15 protein-coding genes are annotated in these 17,850 nt (G+C 71.2%); 11 read left to right on the top strand and 4 right to left on the bottom strand.

The features are described from left to right. The 9 genes from FJM51_RS09765 to FJM51_RS09720 form a co-directional block, all read left to right on the top strand. On the top strand, positions 1 to 138 hold a 138-nt coding region (locus FJM51_RS09765), incomplete at its 5' end, for a 3-keto-5-aminohexanoate cleavage protein (RefSeq protein ID WP_140453943.1). After that, positions 138 to 1,454: a lyase family protein gene (locus FJM51_RS09760; protein ID WP_233713063.1), complete on the top strand. Its 1,317-nt coding sequence runs from the start codon at positions 138 to 140 to the stop codon at positions 1,452 to 1,454. The genes FJM51_RS09765 and FJM51_RS09760, both read left to right, overlap by 1 nt. Before the next feature lie 347 nt (positions 1,455 to 1,801). Next, on the top strand, positions 1,802 to 2,731 hold the full coding sequence (locus tag FJM51_RS09755; protein WP_140453942.1) for a hypothetical protein: 930 nt from the start codon (positions 1,802 to 1,804) through the stop codon (positions 2,729 to 2,731). 254 nt (positions 2,732 to 2,985) lie between these two features. Then, positions 2,986 to 4,419: an FAD-linked oxidase C-terminal domain-containing protein gene (locus tag FJM51_RS09750; protein WP_140453941.1), complete on the top strand. Its 1,434-nt coding sequence runs from the start codon at positions 2,986 to 2,988 to the stop codon at positions 4,417 to 4,419. A gap of 2 nt (positions 4,420 to 4,421) precedes the next feature. Continuing rightward, positions 4,422 to 5,573, top strand: a complete 1,152-nt coding sequence (locus tag FJM51_RS09745; protein ID WP_140453959.1) for an FAD-binding protein — start codon at positions 4,422 to 4,424, stop codon at positions 5,571 to 5,573. A 1-nt stretch (position 5,574) separates the two neighbouring features. Beyond that, the gene (gene glcF / locus FJM51_RS09740; RefSeq protein ID WP_140453940.1) at positions 5,575 to 6,864 is read left to right on the top strand and encodes a glycolate oxidase subunit GlcF; all 1,290 of its coding nucleotides are present in this window, start codon (positions 5,575 to 5,577) and stop codon (positions 6,862 to 6,864) included. After that, entirely contained in the window at positions 6,861 to 7,652 is a 792-nt protein-coding gene (locus FJM51_RS23750) for a trypsin-like serine peptidase (protein WP_181164512.1), read from the top strand. The genes glcF and FJM51_RS23750 overlap by 4 nt, the downstream gene beginning before the upstream one ends. A gap of 152 nt (positions 7,653 to 7,804) precedes the next feature. Beyond that, positions 7,805 to 8,269 carry an Hsp20 family protein gene (locus FJM51_RS09725; protein ID WP_140453939.1) on the top strand — a complete coding sequence of 155 codons (465 nt, stop codon included), beginning with the start codon at positions 7,805 to 7,807 and terminating at the stop codon, positions 8,267 to 8,269. A gap of 172 nt (positions 8,270 to 8,441) precedes the next feature. Further along, the gene (locus FJM51_RS09720; protein WP_140453938.1) at positions 8,442 to 8,867 is read left to right on the top strand and encodes a universal stress protein; all 426 of its coding nucleotides are present in this window, start codon (positions 8,442 to 8,444) and stop codon (positions 8,865 to 8,867) included. Between the two features lie 2 nt (positions 8,868 to 8,869). On the opposite strand, the gene FJM51_RS09715 is transcribed toward FJM51_RS09720, so the two are convergent. The 4 genes from FJM51_RS09715 to FJM51_RS09700 form a co-directional block, all read right to left on the bottom strand. Further along, positions 8,870 to 9,346, bottom strand: a complete 477-nt coding sequence (locus tag FJM51_RS09715) for a cell wall hydrolase (RefSeq protein WP_140453937.1) — start codon at positions 9,344 to 9,346, stop codon at positions 8,870 to 8,872. A 604-nt stretch (positions 9,347 to 9,950) separates the two neighbouring features. Next, on the bottom strand, positions 9,951 to 13,250 hold the full coding sequence (gene carB, locus FJM51_RS09710; RefSeq protein ID WP_140453936.1) for a carbamoyl-phosphate synthase large subunit: 3,300 nt from the start codon (positions 13,248 to 13,250) through the stop codon (positions 9,951 to 9,953). Positions 13,251 to 13,370: 120 nt separating this feature from the next. Then, positions 13,371 to 14,207 (bottom strand): EamA family transporter, encoded by an 837-nt coding sequence (locus FJM51_RS09705; protein WP_140453935.1) that lies wholly within the window; start codon positions 14,205 to 14,207, stop codon positions 13,371 to 13,373. Between the two features lie 362 nt (positions 14,208 to 14,569). After that, positions 14,570 to 15,874 (bottom strand): SAM-dependent methyltransferase, encoded by a 1,305-nt coding sequence (locus FJM51_RS09700; RefSeq protein WP_140453934.1) that lies wholly within the window; start codon positions 15,872 to 15,874, stop codon positions 14,570 to 14,572. A 209-nt stretch (positions 15,875 to 16,083) separates the two neighbouring features. Between FJM51_RS09700 and FJM51_RS09695 the strand changes: the two genes are divergently transcribed. Both FJM51_RS09695 and FJM51_RS09690 read left to right on the top strand, forming a co-directional pair. Then, entirely contained in the window at positions 16,084 to 17,217 is a 1,134-nt protein-coding gene (locus tag FJM51_RS09695) for an aminodeoxychorismate synthase component I (RefSeq protein WP_233713062.1), read from the top strand. After that, entirely contained in the window at positions 17,172 to 17,837 is a 666-nt protein-coding gene (locus FJM51_RS09690; RefSeq protein ID WP_140453933.1) for an aminotransferase class IV family protein, read from the top strand. The genes FJM51_RS09695 and FJM51_RS09690 overlap by 46 nt, the downstream gene beginning before the upstream one ends. Positions 17,838 to 17,850 lie beyond the last annotated feature (13 nt).

Raw genomic sequence — 17,850 nt, 5'->3', positions numbered from 1 at the left:
CTGCGGCTCGACAAATCCACCCTCGCGCCCTCGAACGCCGCGCTGGTCCGCCGCGTGGTCGAGCTCTGCGAGAAATACGAGCGGCCGGTGGCGGGCTACGCGCAGGCGCGGGAGATCCTCGGCCTCAGGGCGGCCTGATGTTCTCGCCCTTCGACGATCCGCTGACCGCGCGGCTCTACGGCGATCCGGAGGTCGCGGCGCTCTTCGCGACCGGGGCGGCGCTGCGCGCGATGCTCCGCGTCGAAGGCGCGCTCGCCGCCGCCGAGGGGGCGCTCGGGATCATCCCGGCGGAGAGCGCGCGCGCGATCGCCGGGGCGGCGGAGACGGTGACGCTCGATCCCGAGGCGATCGGGGAGGGCATGGCGGAGGCGGGGGTTCCGGTCCCCGCCCTCGTCGCGGGCTTCCGCGCCGCGCTCCCGAAGGAGCATGGCGCCTGGCTCCACTGGGGCGCGACGAGCCAGGACATCGTCGATACCGGGCTCGCGCTGCGCCTCCGCGACCTCTGCGACCTCGTCGACGCCCGCCTCGCCACGCTGATCGCGGCCTTCGCGGACCAGGCGGCGCGCCATCGCGGCACGGTGATGGCCGCGCGCACGCGCAACCAGATCGCGACGCCGACGACGCTCGGCGCCAAGATCGCCGTCTGGGCCGCGCCGCTCCTCACCCATCGCGAACGCCTCGCCGAGCTTCGGCCCCGGCTGCTCCGCGTCTCGCTCGCCGGCGCCTCGGGCACCAACGCGGCGCTCGCGGGGCGGGGGCCGGAGGTGATGCGCGCGCTCGCCGCCGGACTCGGGCTCGAACCCTCGGAAATCCCGTGGCACGCTGACCGCGCCGCCATGGCGGAATTCGGCGCCTTCCTCGCGCTCGTCTCGGGCTCGCTCGGCAAGATCGGGACCGACCTGATCCTGCTCGGCCAGTCGGAGGTGGGCGAGGTCCGCGCCGGCGCCGGCGGCGGCTCCTCGACCATGCCGCAGAAGTCGAACCCGGTCTCGGCCGAGGCGCTGGTGACGCTCGCCCGCGTCGCGGGAAGCCAGGTCGGCGCGCTCTACGCGGCGATGCCCGGCGCGCAGGAACGCGACGGCGCGGCCTGGCCGCTCGAATGGTTCGCGCTTCCCGCGCTCGCCGCCGCCGCCGGGGCGGGGCTCCGGATCGCCGCGGATCTCGCGACGAGCCTCCGCGCCGATCCCGCGCGGATGGCGCGCGCGCTGATGGCCGACGGCGGGCTCATGATGGCCGAGGCGGCGACCTTCGCGCTCGCCGCCCGGATGCCGCGCCCCGAGGCCGCCGCGCTCGTGAAGGCCGCGGTCGCCCGGGTGCGCGATCAGGGCGGCACGCTCGCCGAGGCGCTGCCCGCCACGCCCGGGATCGACTGGCCCGCCGTGCTCGACCCCGCCACCCAGACCGGCGACGCCGGCGCCATCGTCGACGCCTTCCTCGCCCGCGCGCGGGGATAGGGCGGGATCGCGGGGCGGCGTCCGGCGAGCAGATCCATGGCCGCGCTCTTGCACTTGAACACAGGGCGGGAGGCGATGGTGTGGGTGTCAAAGGGGACGCAGCGCGGACGGTTCGCCTCGCCCCCCAGCGCAGCTTGTACAAGGCGGGCAAGGCCGCCTCCTCGCCAGCCGCGTAGATCTTGTTGAGAGCGTGCGAGCCGCTACGGAGATGAGGAAGTGTGGGCGCGACGTGGGATCACCTGTGCGTAGCTTGTCGAGACGCTGGCGGATACAGGAATCGATGACAATGAGCGGAATCTGCGAAACAAAGTGAGCTGAGAGAAATTCACTGCGGGGTTCCTGCTGTAATGTCTGACAGCAATTCGGATGGTTCAGTTGCAGCTCTGGTGCTCGGTCTATGTTGCCTTGTCGTGGTTGGGTTTGGAGCTTGGACCGCCGGCTTCCTGTCAGACCACCGCGTGCAAACAGAGCGCACTACCCGCTATGCCGAGCGTACCGACGAATATATAGGTCGCACTTGCGTCGGGATGGATCGCGCGGCTCTTCTCCAATGCGCGACGGAAGCCATAGAATCCTCCCGTGAAGATCAGCGCGCCGAGTACAACCTGAACGCTCAGGAAAGCATGGCTCGATGGACTTTCTGGCTTCTTGGCCTGAGCGTGATCACGACAGGAGTAGCAGGAGGCGGTATCTACTACGTCCACGCGACGCTAACGGAAACCAGGGCAGCAGTCCGAGCCGCCGAGGCCGCCAATGAAGTTTCCCGAGATGTTGGCCAAGCGCAAATTAGGGCCTACCTTTCCCTAACTCCTGGTCTGCCGTCCGGAGTTAAAATCGACGACTTCCCAAGTGTCCAGATCTTCGTGGAAAACACTGGGCAATCCCCAGCCTACAGTGTTTTGTGCGCTTCCGCGATTGTACCGAGAAACTGGTATTTCGACGGGAATGAAAACTTCCTTGTTATGACATCCTTTGACAAGGCCCCATTTCAAACCCCAGAAGCCTTGGGGACCATCGGGGCGAATGGCAGGAGCCCGACGGAGGCCAAGTGCATTCTGCTTCTCGACCGCTCTCTCTACGACAAATGCTTTGATCGGGGGGATGATGCCATGTTCTTGGCAGCCATCGTCACCTACGTTGATGTTTTTGGGGCGAGCCACGAAACACGCTTCTGCGCTCGTATGGACGACCCTGTTCGTGGTGGTGGCGCGATAGGGAACCCCGAGACGGGGCAGTGCCGCTGGACGCAAACACGCTTTCACAACACCGCTACTTAGTCCCGTCCCGCCAGCACCACCTCACAACCACCGCTCAGCCGTCCGCGCCGCCTGGTGCGCCTGATCCGTACCGCCTAGACGTCATCCCGGCTGAAACGCGGAACCGCCGCGCCCGGCAGGGAGCAGCCGCCCCGGGCGCCCCGCGACGGCGCGCCGCCGCCGGGGCGGCTGAGGCGGGGTTGGAACTGCCCGGCGGCGGGCTTATGTTGCCCGCGAAAGACGCCGTCGCGCGGACGCATCGAGGGAGACCAGCCATGCGCATGCCGGAACCGGATCCGGGGGTGATCGCCCGGAAGGCCGCGATCGTCGCGCGGCTGAGGGAGGCCGCGCCGGACGCGCTGGTGATCGACGCGCCCGAGGAAGTGCGCGCCTATGAATGCGACGCGCTGACCGCCTATCGCTGCCCGCCGCTCGCCGTGGTGCTGCCCGCCTCCACCGCCGAGGTCGCGCGCGTGATGCGCGCCTGTTCCGAGGAGGGGGTGAAGGTCGTGCCCCGCGGCGCCGGGACCAGCCTCGCCGGCGGGTCGCTGCCGACCGAGGATTGCGTGGTGCTCGGCGTCTCGCGCATGAACCGGGTGCTCGAGATCGACACCGCGAACCGCTTCATCCGCGTCGAGACCGGCCGCACCAACCTCTCGGTCACCGGCGCGGTCGAGGGGCTCGACTTCTTCTACGCGCCCGACCCGTCGAGCCAGCTCGCCTGCGCGATCGCGGGCAACATCGGCATGAACTCGGGCGGCGCGCACTGCCTCAAGTACGGGGTGACGACGAACAACCTCCTGGGCGTCACCATGGTGCTGATGGACGGCACCGTGGTCGAGATCGGCGGCGCGCATCTCGACGCGCCGGGGCTCGACCTGCTCGGCGTCATCTGCGGCTCGGAGGGGCAGCTCGGCATCGTGACCGAGGCGACGCTCCGGATCCTGCGCAAGCCCGAGGGGGCGCGGCCGGTGCTGATGGGCTTCGGCTCGAACGAGGTGGCGGGCGCCTGCGTCGCCGACATCATCCGCGCGGGCGTGCTGCCCGTCGCGATCGAATTCATGGACCGCCCCTGCATCCGCGCCTGCGAGGATTTCGCCCACGCGGGCTATCCGGATGTCGAGGCGCTGCTGATCGTCGAGGTCGAGGGTTCGGAGGCCGAGATCGCCGAGCAGCTCGAAAAGATCCTCGCCGTCGCGGAGCGCCACGCGCCCGAGGTGGTGCGCGAGAGCCGCTCGGCCGAGGAATCCGCGCTGATCTGGAAGGGGCGCAAATCCGCCTTCGGCGCGATGGGGCAGATCGCCGACTACATCTGCCTCGACGGAACGATCCCGGTCGGCGAACTCCCCCACGTGCTGCGCCGGATCGGGGAGCTGACCGAGAGCTACGGGCTCGCCGTCGCCAATGTCTTTCACGCCGGCGACGGCAACATGCATCCGCTCATCCTCTACGATGCCAACAAGCCCGGCGATCTGGAGAAGGCCGAGGATCTCGGCTCCGACATCCTGCGGCTCTGCGTCGAGGTCGGCGGCTGCCTGACCGGCGAGCATGGCGTGGGCGTCGAGAAGCGCGACCTGATGGACGTGCAGTTCGCCCGCGAGGATCTGGAGGCGCAGCTGCGCGTCAAGGACGTGTTCGATCCGCGCTGGCTGCTCAACCCGGCGAAGGTCTTTCCGCTGCCGGCGAGCGAAGGCCGGAGGGCGGCGTGAGCATGACACCGAGGGACGAGGCCGACGTGGCCGAGGCGGTGCGCGCCGCCGCCGCGCGGGGCGAGCCGCTGGAGATCCGGGGCGGGGGCACGCGCGGGATCGGCCACGCGGTCCGGGGAACGCCGCTCGCGCTGTCGGGCCTGAGCGGGATCACGCTCTACGAGCCGGGCGCGCTGACGCTGGTCGCGCGGGCCGGAACGCCGCTCGCCGAGGTCGAGGCCGCGCTCGCCGCCGAGGGGCAGCGGCTGCCCTTCGAACCCTGGGACGGGCGCGCGCTCACCGGCGCGAACGGGGCGCCGACGCTGGGCGGCATGGTCGCCGTCAACGCCTCCGGTCCGCGCCGGATCCAGGCCGGCGCCTGCCGCGACAGCCTGATCGGCGTGCGCTTCGTCGACGGGACCGGGACGATCGTCAAGAACGGCGGCCGGGTGATGAAGAACGTCACCGGCCTCGATCTCGTGAAACTCGTCGCCGGCGCGCACGGCACGCTCGGCGTGCTGACCGAGGTCGCCTTCAAGCTGCTGCCGGTGTCGCACCGCGTCGCGACGGTGGTGCTCGACGGGCTGGCGCCGGAGGCGGCGGGCCGGGCGATGGCGGTGGCGATGGGCGCGCCCTACGACGTGACCGGGGCCGCGCACGCGCCGGCGGGCCTCGGGCCGGGACCGGTCACGCTGCTGCGGCTCGAGGGTTTCGAGGGCGCGGTCTCGCACCGGATCGCCGGGCTCACCCGCGCGCTCGCGGAATTCGGCCCGGCCCGCGTGGTCGAGGGGCCGGGCGACTGGGCGGCGCTGCGCGACATGACGCTCTTCGCCGGGCGGCCGGGCGCGGTCTGGCGGATCTCGGTCAAACCCTCCGACGGGCCGGCGCTCGGCGCGCGGCTCGGCGCGGCGGGGGCCGAGGCGGTGGTCTACGACTGGGCCGGCGGGCTTCTCACCGTGCTCGCGGACGAGGGGCTCGACATGCGCGCCGCGATGGCGGGGATCTCCGGCCATGCGACGCTCATCCGCGCCTCGGAAGAGGCGAAGGCGCGCCACGGCGTGTTCCACCCCGAACCCGCCCCGATCGCGGCGCTCTCCGCCGGGCTCCGTGCGAAATTCGATCCGAAAGGAGTGCTGAACCCGGGGCGGATGGTCCCGGCGCCGGCGCTGGTCTGAGATGCGTACCAATTTCTCCGAAGAACAGCTCGCCGATCCCGAGACCGCCGAGGCGAACGGGATCCTGCGGACCTGCGTGCATTGCGGCTTCTGCACCGCGACCTGCCCGACCTATCAGGTGCTGGGCGACGAACTCGATTCTCCGCGCGGCCGGATCTATCTCATCAAGGACATGCTCGAGGCCGGGCGGCCGGCGGACGAGAAGACGGTCAAGCATATCGACCGCTGCCTCTCCTGCCTCTCCTGCATGACGACCTGCCCCTCGGGCGTCGACTACATGCATCTCGTCGATCATGCCCGCGTCCATATCGAGCGCACCTACAAGCGCCCCTGGGCCGAGCGGCGGACGCGCGACCTGCTCGCCTTCCTGCTGCCCCATCCCGAGCGGTTCCGCGCCGCGCTCCGGCTCGCGCGGCTCGGCCGGCCCTTCGCCGGGGCGCTGCCGGGGCGGCTCCGCGCGATGCTCGACCTCGCCCCCGCCGAGGTGCCGGCGAAGGGCGACGACGGCCCCCGCGTCATTCCGGCGGAGGGCGAGCGGCGGATGCGCGTGGCGCTCTTGACCGGCTGCGCGCAGCGGGTGCTCGATCCCGGCATCAACGCGGCGACGATCCGGCTTCTGACGCGCCACGGCGTCGAGGTGGTGATCGCCGAGGGCATGGGCTGTTGCGGGGCGCTCACCCATCACATGGGGCGCGAGGAGGAGGCGCGGGCCTCGGCGCGGGAGAACATCGCCGCCTGGACGCGCGAGATCGCGGGCGAGGGACTCGACGCGATCGTCGTCAACACGAGCGGCTGCGGCACGGTGGTCAAGGACTACGGCCATCTCTTCGCGCGCGAGCCGGAGGAGGCGGCGGCGCGGGTCGTGGCGGAGCGGGCGAAGGATCTGACCGAGGTGATGACCACGCTCGGCCTGCGCGAGCCCGGCGGCGCGCCGGGGCTGCGCGTCGCCTATCACGCCGCCTGCTCGCTCCAGCACGGGCAGCGGGTCCGGGAGCAGCCGAAGGCGCTGCTGCGCGCGGCCGGTTTCGAGGTGGTGGAGCCGCGCGACAGCCATCTCTGCTGCGGCTCGGCCGGGACCTACAACCTTATCCAGCCCGAGATCGCCGGCAAGCTGCGCGACCGGAAGGTGGAGACGCTGGCCGAACTCGGCCCGCAGGTGATCGCGGCGGGCAATCTCGGCTGCATGACGCAGATCGCGAGCGGCATCGACGTGCCAGTGGTCCATACCGCCGAACTGCTCGACTGGGCGACCGGCGGGCCGAAGCCCCGGGCGCTCGCGGACCGCGCGTGAACCCGGCGCGGCGCCTCCTGCTCGCGGCGCTGCTCGGCCTCGCCGCGGGCGCATCGGCGGGGGCGCCGGCGGGGGCCGACGACCGGCGACTGCTCTCGCATACCGACGCCGCCGAATTCCGCGCCGTCGGACGGCTCAACGTCTACGGCTCGCGCTTCTGCACCGCGACGCTCATCGACCCGACCCATGTTCTGACGGCGGCGCATTGCCTCTACAGCCCGATCACGAAGCGCCTCGCGCGGCTGCACGGGTTCACCTTCGTCGCGGGCGTCTACCGCGACGGCCATGTCGCCGACCGCCGCGTGACGCGGATGGCGACGCTGCCCGGCTTCGACTTCACGGCGGCGGCCAATCTCGGCGACGTCTCGAAGGACATGGCGCTCCTCGAACTCGAGCGGCCGGTGCCACGCTCCGCCGCCGCGCCGCTTCGCGTCGCCGCCTCGGGCGGGGAGCGGGGCGGGACGATCGTCTCCTATGCGAAGGACCGGCCCTACGCGCCGTCGATCGAGGGGCCCTGCGCGCCGCGCTCGGTCACGCGCGGCGTGGCGCTGCTCGCCTGCGGGATCAATTCCGGCGTCTCCGGCGCGCCGGTCCTCGCCGGGGCGCCGGGCCGGCGCCAGGTGGTGGCCGTCGTCTCGGCGATGGCGCGCGACCGGGCCGGGCGCGACATCGCGCTGACGGTGATCGCGCCGCCCCGGATGGACGCGCTCCGCGCCGCCCTCGCCGCCCAGCCGGTGACGAGCGTGGCCGAGCAGGACGCCGCGCGCGCGAAACGCAAGAAGAAGTGAGCGCCAGGGCCCGGAGGCCCTTGAAACCGCCGCGGGGTTTTCCCAACTCAGTCTCATCCGGCGCCGGGTAACGGGCCGGATCAGAAGACCTCAGGACCCGTCCAGTCGCGAGGGTCCGCAACGACTGTATCGCTTCCAATGGAGGATGCATCATGCGTCACTTTGATCTTTCCCCGCTCTATCGCTCGACCGTCGGCTTCGACCGTCTCGCCAATATCCTCGAGCAGGTCTCGGTCGCCGAGGGCCAGGCGAGCTATCCGCCCTACAACATCGAGAAGACCGGCGAGAACGCCTACCGCATCACCATCGCGGTGGCCGGATTCGCCGATGACGAACTCAATGTCGAGGCGCGCGAGGGCCAGCTCTTCGTGACCGGCCGCAAGACCGAGGCCGAGGCCGATCAGAAGCGGAACTACCTGCACCGCGGCATCGCCACCCGCGCCTTCGAACGGCGCTTCCAGCTCGCCGACCATGTGCGCGCGAGCGCGGCGACGACCGAGAACGGCCTGCTGCACATCGACCTCGTGCGCGAGGTGCCCGAGGCGCTGAAGCCGCGCCGGATCGAGATCGGCGCCCGCGGCGCGATCGAGGCGAAGCCGGAACCGGCCGAGGCTTGATCCCCCACGCGCGCGGCCGGATCGCCGGCCGCGTCGCCCGACCCGACCGAATGGCCCGCCGGAGACCGCTCCGGCGGGCCATGCACATTTCTTTCGGCATATTGCGCCGGATCAAGGTCCGCTCGCGAATCCGGTGCGAAACCGCTCGTCAACGGGGGAGACGAGACAAGAGATGTTCAGCCATATCCTGGTGGCGACGGATGGCTCGCCGCGGGCCGATCGCGCGGTGGACGCGGCGATGGCCCTTGGCGCCGGGGCGGGGATCGGCGCGCAGCTGACCTTCCTGACGGTGGTGAGGCCGGCGGCGCCGGAGATTTTCGGCCCGATCTCGGTCCTGGAGGAGAGCCTCGACAACGTCCGCGAGCTTCGCGCCGAATGGGTGCTGGCCGAGGCCGAGACCCGCGCGCTGGCGCTCGGCTTCCGCACCGACGCGATCCTCGTCGTGGCGCCGGAGCCGACGCGCGCCATCCTCGACGAGGCCGAGCGGCGCGGCTGCGACCTGATCGTCGTCGGCGCGCGGGGCGACGCCTGCCCGATCGGCGGCCAGGCGGTGCGGGTCGTCAGCGAATCCGCGATCCCGGTGATGATCGCGCGCTGAGCTCAGCGGTAGAAGACGTTGCCGCCGATCCGGCCCACCCGGTCGCGGGAGGCGAACCAGCCCGGCTTCGCGCTCGCCGCGTGGAAGAAGAGCGCGCCCTTCGTGATGTCCGGCGCTCCCGAGAGCGCGGCGCGCGCGGCGGCGTAGGCCCGCTCGCGCCGTTCGGCATTGGCGAGCGCGTCGGACTTGCCGTCGCAGCGGTAGGAGAACTGGCAGCCTTGGCGCACCACGCCGCAGACCGTGCCGGGAAACTTCGGGCTCTCCGCCCGGTTCACGATCACATGCGCGACCGCCGCCTCGCCCTTCGTCCCGGTGCCGCCCGCCTCGAAATAGACCGCCTCGGCGAGGCAGCTCATCTCGGAGGAGCGGGGCGCGTTGCGCGTGCTCACCGCCGGATCGGCCGCGAGCGCCGGGGCCGCCAGCGCGCCCGCGAGCGCGAGCGCGAGGGTGGCGCGAAGGGAATGGTCGAACAGGCGCAAGCCGGCGCTCCTCGAATTGTTGAAGGGGTGGGAAGGCTGCCTCCCCCGGCCCCGAGAGTCCAGACACCGCGCCCGTCTCGGCGGATTTCCGCCGGTCCCGATGCGAACCCCGCCCGGCAACCCGTTGCCACCGCTCGCTTCTCCTGAACCCTGTCAAGCCCCGCCGTCCGGGCGCGCGCCCCTTCCCGGGAACGGCCCGGGTCCATCCCCCGTTAACCGCCGCCGCCGCAGGGTCCGCCGGTCACGCGGGCGCCGGAGGACCTTGATGGATGCGAAGCGGAGCAGGGCGGAGCAGAGCGCCCATGTCGAACTCCTGATCTGCCTCCTCGCGCAGGAACGCTGGATGGAGGCCTACGTGGCGCGCGCCGGGGCGCTCCCCGTCTACGGCGAGGACCGCCCGAACACGGCGGAGCCGGTCGAGGTCGAGCTCGAGATCGACGTCGATGTCGCGAAATGGTTCAGGGGGCTCGGCCCGGCGCATATGGCGCGGCTCGCCGCCGTGCTCCGGACCTATGCGCGGGACCGGGGCCGGGGCGGCGGGGGCGACGGCGGCGGTGGGGGCGGAAACTCCGCCCCGCCCGACGCGCCCCCCGGCCGCCCGGACCTACTGCAGCGAGCGGACCGCCAGTTCCCCCTCGAGCCGGCTCTTCATCGCGAGCGCGGCGGCGTGGGCGCCGGCGGCCGTGGTGAAATAGGGCGTCCTGGTGGAGAGGGTCAGCGCGCGGATCGCGCGGCTGTCGGCGATCGACTGGCGCCCCTCGGTCGTGTTGAACACGACCTGCACGCCGCCGTCCTTCATCAGGTCGACGATATGGGGCCGGCCCTCGTAGACCTTGTTGACCCGGGTCGCCTCGATCCCGTTCTCCTTCAGGAAGCTCGCCGTGCCGCCGGTCGCGATCAGCCGGAAGCCGAGGTCGCGCATCAGCCGCGCCGCCTCGATCAGCGTCCCGGTCTTGTCCGCGTCCTTGACCGAGATGAAGAGCGCGCCCTTCTCGGGCAGGATCGTGCCGGCGCCGAGCTGCGCCTTCAGGAAGGCGCGCGGGAAGCTCCGGTCCCAGCCCATCACCTCGCCGGTCGAGCGCATCTCGGGCCCGAGCAGCGTGTCGACGCCGGGGAAGCGGTTGAAGGGCATCACCGCCTCCTTGACCGAGAACCAGGGCGTCCTGGGATCGGCGAGCGTCAGCGGATCGGCGAAGGGCAGCGGATCGTCGGGGCCGACGCCCTCGGGATAGGGGGCGCGCCGCGGGAAACCGGCGAGCCGCTCGCCCGCCATGATCCGCGCGGCGATCGCCGCGATCGCGCTGTCGGTCGCCTTGGCGACGAAGGGCACGGTGCGGGAGGCGCGCGGGTTCACCTCGAGCACGTAGATCTCCTCGCCCTGGATCGCGAACTGCACGTTCATGAGCCCGACCACGCCGAGGGCGAGCGCCATGGCCCGCGTCTGCTCCTCGATCCGGGCGACGATCTCGGGGGTGAGCGAATAGGGCGGGATCGAGCAGGCGCTGTCGCCGGAATGGACGCCCGCCTCCTCGATATGCTCCATCACGCCCGCGATATGCACGTCGCGCCCGTCGCAGAGCGCGTCCACGTCGACCTCGGTCGCATTCGAGAGATAGCCGTCGAGCAGCACCGGGTTCGTGCCCGAGACCGTCACCGCCTCGCGAATGTAGCGCGTGAGCTGCGCCTCGTCGCGCACGATCTCCATCGCCCGGCCGCCGAGCACATAGGAGGGGCGGATCACGAGCGGATAGCCGAGCTCCTTCGCCACCGCCATCGCCTGTTCCGGCGAGCGCGCGATGCCGTTGCGCGGCTGTTTCAGGTCGAGCCGCCGCAGCAGCTGCTGGAACCGCTCGCGGTCCTCGGCGAGGTCGATCGCATCCGGCGTCGTGCCGAGGATCGGGATGCCCGCGTCATGGAGCGCGTTGGCGAGCTTCAGCGGCGTCTGGCCGCCGAACTGCACGATCACGCCGTGCAGGGTGCCGTTCTCTTGCTCCACCCGCAGGATCTCGAGCACGTGTTCGAGCGTCAGCGGCTCGAAATAGAGCCGGTCCGACGTGTCGTAGTCGGTCGAGACGGTCTCCGGGTTGCAGTTGACCATGATGGTCTCGTAGCCGGCCTTCGTCAGCGCGAAACAGGCGTGGCAGCAGCAGTAGTCGAACTCGATCCCCTGGCCGATCCGGTTCGGGCCGCCGCCGAGGATCACCACCTTCCTCGCATTGGAAGGCCGCGCCTCGTCCTCGGTATAGCCGCCGTGCTCGGCCTCGTAGGTCGAGTACATGTAGGGCGTCTGCGCCTCGAACTCGGCGCCGCAGGTGTCGATGCGCTTGAAGACGGCGCGGATGCCGGCGCGGTGCCGGTCGGCGCGCACGCTCGCCTCGGTCCGGCCGGTGAGCTTCGCGAGCCGGGCGTCGGAGAAGCCCATCATCTTCAGCCGGCGCAGCGCCGGGGCCGCGCCGGGCAGGCCGTTCGCCCGCACCTCGTCCTCGGCCTCGACGATCTCGCGGATCCGGGCGAGGAACCAGGGATCGAACTTCGTCACCGCGTGGATCTGGTCGTCCGAGAGCCCGTGGCGCATCGCCTGCGCGGCGAGGCGGAGCCGGTCGGGCGTCTGGGCCGAGAGCGCCGAGGTGATCGCGGCGAGCGAATCGGGTCCGTCGGCGCCGGGAATCTCGATCTCGTCGAAACCGGTCAGCCCGGTCTCGAGCGAGCAGAGCGCCTTCTGCACCGATTCGTGGAAGCTCCGCCCGATCGCCATCGCCTCGCCGACCGACTTCATCGCGGTGGTGAGCAAGGGCTCGGTGCCGGGGAACTTCTCGAAGGCGAAGCGCGGGATCTTCGTCACCACGTAGTCGATCGTCGGCTCGAAGCTCGCGGGCGTCACCTGGGTGATGTCGTTGTCGAGCTCGTCGAGCGTGTAACCGACCGCGAGCTTCGCCGCGATCTTCGCGATCGGGAAGCCGGTGGCCTTCGAGGCCAGCGCCGAGGAGCGCGAGACCCGCGGGTTCATCTCGATCACGACGAGCCGGCCGGTCTCGGGATGGACCGCGAACTGCACGTTGGAGCCGCCGGTCTCCACCCCGATCTCGCGCAGCACCGCGATCGAGGCGTTGCGCATGATCTGGTATTCCTTGTCGGTCAGCGTCAGCGCGGGCGCCACCGTGATCGAGTCGCCCGTGTGGACGCCCATCGGGTCGATGTTCTCGATCGAGCAGACGATGATGCAGTTGTCCGCCTTGTCGCGGACCACCTCCATCTCGAATTCCTTCCAGCCGAGCAGGCTCTCGTCGATCAGGATCTGTGAGACCGGCGAGGCGTCGAGTCCGGTCTTGCAGATCCGCTCGTAATCCTCGCGGTTGTAGGCGACGCCGCCGCCGGTGCCGCCGAGCGTGAAGGCGGGGCGGATGATCGCGGGCAGGCCGACCTGCTCGATCGCGGCCATCGCCTCGTCTATCGACTTCGCGATGGTGGCCTTCGGGTTCTCGAGGCCGATTCGGTCCATCGCCTCGCGGAAGAGCGCGCGGTCCTCGGCCATCTCGATCGCGTCGCGCTTCGCACCGATGAGCTCGACGCCGAATTTCTCCAGCACGCCCATGTCGTCGAGCGCGAGCGCGGTGTTGAGCCCGGTCTGGCCGCCCATCGTCGGCAGCAGCGCGTCCGGGCGCTCCTTCTCGATGATCTTCGCGACGACCTCGGCCGTGATCGGCTCGATATAGGTCGCGTCGGCCATCTCCGGATCGGTCATGATCGTGGCCGGGTTCGAATTCACCAGGATGACGCGGTAGCCTTCCTCGCGCAGCGCCTTGCAGGCCTGCACGCCGGAATAGTCGAATTCGCAGGCCTGGCCGATGACGATGGGCCCGGCGCCGATGATCATGATCGACTGGATATCGGTTCTCTTCGGCATTTTAGGGCCTTGCAGCTTCGTCCGGCGCGCATCGCGCGTCGGCTGGTTTGGGTTCTGACGGGCACGGCAAATTCGCGCTGGTTTATAGGGCGCGAGGCCCCGGGCGCAAGGAGATTTGCCTCATCCGAGCCGGAGCGTGATCGCGCCCGCGAGGATCAGCGCCGCCGCGGCGAGCCGGACGGGTCCGATCCGCTCGCCGAGGAAGAGCGCCGCGATCGCGAGGCCGAACAGGATCGAGGTCTCGCGCAGCGCCGCCACGACCGCGACCGGGGCGCCGGTCATCGCCCAGAGCGCGAGCCCGTAGGAGCCGAGATTGCCCGCGCCGCCGACGAGGCCGAGCCGGGCATGGGCGCGGAGATAGGCGCGCAGCTCCGGCCCCCGGCGCAGGAGCGCCCAGGCGAGGAAGGGCGCCGCGTTGGCGAGGAAGAGCCAGAGCGCGTAGGAGACCGGCGCCCCGGAGCGCCGCACGCCCGCGCCGTCGATGAGCGTGTAGGTCGCGATGACGCAGGCGTTGCCGAGCGCGATCGCCACGCCCCGGCCCGTCGCATGCGCCCGGCCCGCGCCCGCGATCGCGAGCACGCCGAGCGAGACGAGCGCCACGCCGAGCCAGCCCGCCGGCCCGATCCGCTCCCCGAGCGCGAGCGCGCCCGCGAGCGCCACGAGCGCGGGCGCGCCGCCGCGCATCAGCGGATAGACGAGGCTCATGTCCGCGGCGCGGTAGGCGGTGGCGACCAGCACGAAATAGAGCAGCTGGGCGAGGGTCGAGGCGGCGAGAAACGGCCAGCTCGCCGGCGCGGGCGCGGGCAGGACGAGCGCGAAGGGCAGGGCGATCAGCGCCGAGCCGCCGGAGACGAGCACGGTGGAGAGAAGCTTGTCCGTCCCCGCCTTGACGATCGCGTTCCAGCTTGCGTGCAGCAGGGCGCCCAGGAGGACGGCGGCGAAGACCGGAAGGGACATGGCGGGCGCGGGACCGGAGGAAGGAGGCGACGCCGCGCCTTATCCCGGCGCCGCGCGAAAGGAAATGCCCCGGAACCGGCCCTCCGGGCGGTGGCGCCGCGTCCGCCGCCGCGCCCGTGGAGGCGCCGCGCCCGCGGCGCACCCCGCGACCTTCGCATGTGGCACCCGCCGGCTCTTCGCCCCGCCGGGCGCGTCGCCGACGCGCGCTTCTTCCCATGTTTCATATGGGCATGAAATCTATCGGGCAGTCCGCCCCGGCCAACAGGCCGGGACGAGGGGCCCCGCCAACAGGCGGGGAGAAAAAGGACTCGCGGCCAAAGGGCCGCTCCGCCCGATCCCGCCATGGGCGGGATCGCCCTCCCTCAGCCGGTCTCGCGCATCCGGCCCGGCACTTCCGCGAGGCCGGCGCCCGAATGCAGCGCGGCGTAGTCGGGGATGCCCGCCTCGATTCCGCGCAGCCGGGCCAGTTCGCGCGGGATATAGGCGCGGGTCAGCGGGATCCGCTCCTGGTCGCGGACGAGCTGCAGGTGGAAGACGTGGAAATTGTCGTGGCGGAAGCTCGCCTCCGACCCCGCGAGATAGAAATCCCACATCCGGATGAAGCGCTCGTCGTAGAGCGCCAGCACCTTGTCGCGCGCCGCGTTGAACCGCTCGCGCCAGGCGGCGAGCGTCTTCGCGTAATGCAGCGTCAGGATCTCGATGTCGCGGAGCAGCAGGCCCGCCTTCTCGACGAAGGGCAGGACCTGCGACAGGGCCGGGATATGCCCGCCGGGGAAGATGTACTTCTCGATGAAGGGCTGGTTGTAGCGTGGCGGCGTCGGCTGGCCGATCGCATGCAGCAGCATCGTCCCCTCCGGCGCGAGCAGGCGCGAGGCGGTCTCGAAGAAGACCGGGAACTGGCGCTGGCCGACATGTTCGAACATCCCGACCGAGACGATGTTGTCGAATTCGCCGACCATCTCGCGGTAGTCGCGCAGTTCGAAGCTCACCCGGTCGGAGAGGCCGAGCGCCTCGGCGCGCGCGGTCGCGACGCGGAGCTGCTCCTGGCTGAGCGTGATCCCCGTCACCCGCGCGTCGCAGACGCGGGCGAGGTAGAGCGCCATGCCGCCCCAGCCGCAGCCGATGTCGAGCACCCGCGCCCCGGGCTCGACCAGCATCTTCGCCGCGATCAGCCGCTTCTTCGCGAGCTGCGCCTCGTCGAGCGACATGTCCTCGCGCTCGAAGAAGGCGCAGGAATACTGCATGTCGTCGTCGAGGAAGAGGCGGTAGAGTTCCTCGCTGAGGTCGTAGTGATGCGCGACATTGGCCCGCGCGGCGCCGAGCGTGATGCCATGGGCCTTCGGCGCGCGCAGCACGGCGCGCACCGTGTCGCCGATCACCGCGCCGGCCGTGGCGCGTTCCGGGGCGGTGTTGCTCTTGAAGAGGGCGATCAGGTCGTAGGGATCGCCCCGCTCGATCGTGAGCCGCCCCTCCATGTACATTTCCGGCACCGCCAGCGTGGGGTCGAGCGCGATGGCGCGGAGCGCGCCGGTGTCGCGGATGCTGATCGAGATCCCCGGATCCGCGCCGTTTCCGTAGGCCCGCGTCTGGCCCGAGGGGAAGGTGACGCTGATCGATCCGTCCGTTATCTGTCCGCGCAGCGCGGAATCGAGCCTTTGTTCAAGCATGTTACCCGAGCTTCTTCTCGTGACCACATGGGAACAGGTTAATGCAAAAGTCCCGCTTGGCCAGAGTCAAAGATGAAGGATTGTTGACTTCCACCGCCCGCGGGCGCGCTCCGCCCGGTCCGGGCGGAGCAGGGGCGGACGGCGGAACGGATTGACCGCCGGCCCGGTCCGGGAGATGAGGCGGGGGGCGAAGGGCGGGGCGGCGTATCGTGGCGGCGGAGTCATTCATCGAGGTCGGGTTCGGACCGGGCGGCGCGCCGGCCCGTTTCGGCGCGCCGGTCGAGACGCTGGTCGCGACCCGGCGCGAGGAGGCGCTCGGCGTCGTCGCCCATGCCGAGGCCGCGCTCGCCCGCGGGCGCTGGATCGCGGGCTATGCCTCCTACGAGCTCGGCTACGTGCTGGAACCGAGGCTCGCGCCGCTGCTTCCGGAGGGGCGCGGGGCGCCGCTCCTCTGCCTCGGCGTCTTCGACGGGCCCGAACCCGCGCGCCCGGCGGCGCCGGGCGGGGCGCTCGGCCCCTTCGTCCCGCGCTGGGACATCTCCGCCTATGGCCGGGCGTTCGAGCGCGTCGCGGATTACATCGCCGCGGGCGACATCTACCAGGCGAACCTGACCTTCCCGCTCGACGGGCGCTGGTCGGGCGATCCGGGCGGGATCGCCGCCGCGCTCGCCGCGCGCCAGCCGGTCGGGCACGACGCGCTGGCGCGCCTCGGCCCGGTGACGCTGCTCTCCCGCTCGCCGGAGCTCTTCTTCGCGCTCGACGGGAAAGGCGGGATCGAGACGCGGCCGATGAAGGGCACGGCGCCGCGCGCCGGCGATCCGGCCGAGGACGCGCGCCTCGCCGCCGCGCTCGCGGCCGATGCGAAGAACCGCGCCGAGAACCTGATGATCGTCGACCTGCTGCGCAACGACATCTCGCGCATCGCCCGGATCGGCTCGGTCGCGGTGCCGGAGCTCTTCGCGGTCGAGAGCTACGCGACCGTGCACCAGATGGTGAGCCGGGTGACAGGTGAACTGTTGCCGGGCACGCGGCTCGGTGGCATTCTCGCGGCGCTCTTTCCTTGTGGATCCGTGACCGGAGCGCCGAAGGTCCGCGCGATGGAGATCATCCGCGAGCTGGAGCCATGGCCGCGCGACGCCTATTGCGGAGCGATCGGCTGGATGGCGCCCGACGGCCGCGCGGCCTTCAACGTCGCGATCCGGACGCTCGCGCTGCATCCGGACGGGCGGGCCGTGCTCAATGTCGGGGGAGGAATCGTGGCCGACAGCCGGGCCGCGAGCGAATACGAGGAGGCCCTGTGGAAAGCGCGATTCGTCCAGGCCTGCCCAGGGACTTCCGCCTGATCGAGACCTTCGCCTGGCGGCGGAACCCGGGTTTTCTCAATCTCGACATGCATCTCGCGCGGATGGAGCGCGCGGCGCGGCTCTTCGGCCTCGCCTTCGACCGCGAGCGTATCGACGCCGCGCTCGACGAGGTGGCGCGGGGCTCGGGGCCGCTGCGCGTGCGGCTGACGCTCGGGCAGCGGAACCTGCTCGAGGTCTCGGCCCGGCTCTTCACGCAGGGCCCGCCGATCTGGAACGTCGCCGTCGCGCGCGACCGGCTCGACCCGGCCGACCCCTGGCTCCGCGTCAAGACGACCGAGCGCGCGCTCTACGACCGGACCCGCGCCAACCTGCCGCCGGAGATCCACGAGATGATCTTCCTCAACCACCGGGGCGAGGTCTGCGAGGGCACGATCTTCAACGTCTTCCTCAAGCTGGGCGACGATCTGCTGACGCCCCGGCTCTCCTGCGGCCTGCTGCCGGGCGTGCTGCGCGAGAGCCTGCTCCGGAGCGGGCGCGCGCGCGAGGCGGTGCTGAGGCCCGAGGATCTCGACCGGGGCACGGTGATGCTCGGCAATTCGCTGCGCGGCCTCTGCCCGGCGCGGCTCGTCCGCCGCGCGGCGACGCTCGCCCGGATCTGAGGCGCGATCCGCC

The organism is Amaricoccus solimangrovi (genome assembly GCF_006385685.1).
GTDB classification, from domain to species: domain Bacteria; phylum Pseudomonadota; class Alphaproteobacteria; order Rhodobacterales; family Rhodobacteraceae; genus Amaricoccus; species Amaricoccus solimangrovi.
Note: the sequence above shows the minus strand (reverse complement) of the source record. Positions and strands in the feature narration are given on the sequence as shown.

What these genes read in the sequence shown, in the direction of transcription:
- FJM51_RS09755 (WP_140453942.1), top strand. Translation starts at nt 1,802, where the DNA reads ATGTCTGACAGCAATTCGGATGGTTCAGTTGCAGCTCTGGTGCTCGGT.
- carB (WP_140453936.1), bottom strand. Translation starts at nt 13,250, where the DNA reads ATGCCGAAGAGAACCGATATCCAGTCGATCATGATCATCGGCGCCGGG.
- FJM51_RS09760 (WP_233713063.1), top strand. Translation starts at nt 138, where the DNA reads ATGTTCTCGCCCTTCGACGATCCGCTGACCGCGCGGCTCTACGGCGAT.
- FJM51_RS09720 (WP_140453938.1), top strand. Translation starts at nt 8,442, where the DNA reads ATGTTCAGCCATATCCTGGTGGCGACGGATGGCTCGCCGCGGGCCGAT.
- FJM51_RS09705 (WP_140453935.1), bottom strand. Translation starts at nt 14,207, where the DNA reads ATGTCCCTTCCGGTCTTCGCCGCCGTCCTCCTGGGCGCCCTGCTGCAC.
- FJM51_RS09725 (WP_140453939.1), top strand. Translation starts at nt 7,805, where the DNA reads ATGCGTCACTTTGATCTTTCCCCGCTCTATCGCTCGACCGTCGGCTTC.
- glcF (WP_140453940.1), top strand. Translation starts at nt 5,575, where the DNA reads ATGCGTACCAATTTCTCCGAAGAACAGCTCGCCGATCCCGAGACCGCC.
- FJM51_RS09750 (WP_140453941.1), top strand. Translation starts at nt 2,986, where the DNA reads ATGCGCATGCCGGAACCGGATCCGGGGGTGATCGCCCGGAAGGCCGCG.
- FJM51_RS09700 (WP_140453934.1), bottom strand. Translation starts at nt 15,874, where the DNA reads ATGCTTGAACAAAGGCTCGATTCCGCGCTGCGCGGACAGATAACGGAC.
- FJM51_RS09745 (WP_140453959.1), top strand. Translation starts at nt 4,422, where the DNA reads ATGACACCGAGGGACGAGGCCGACGTGGCCGAGGCGGTGCGCGCCGCC.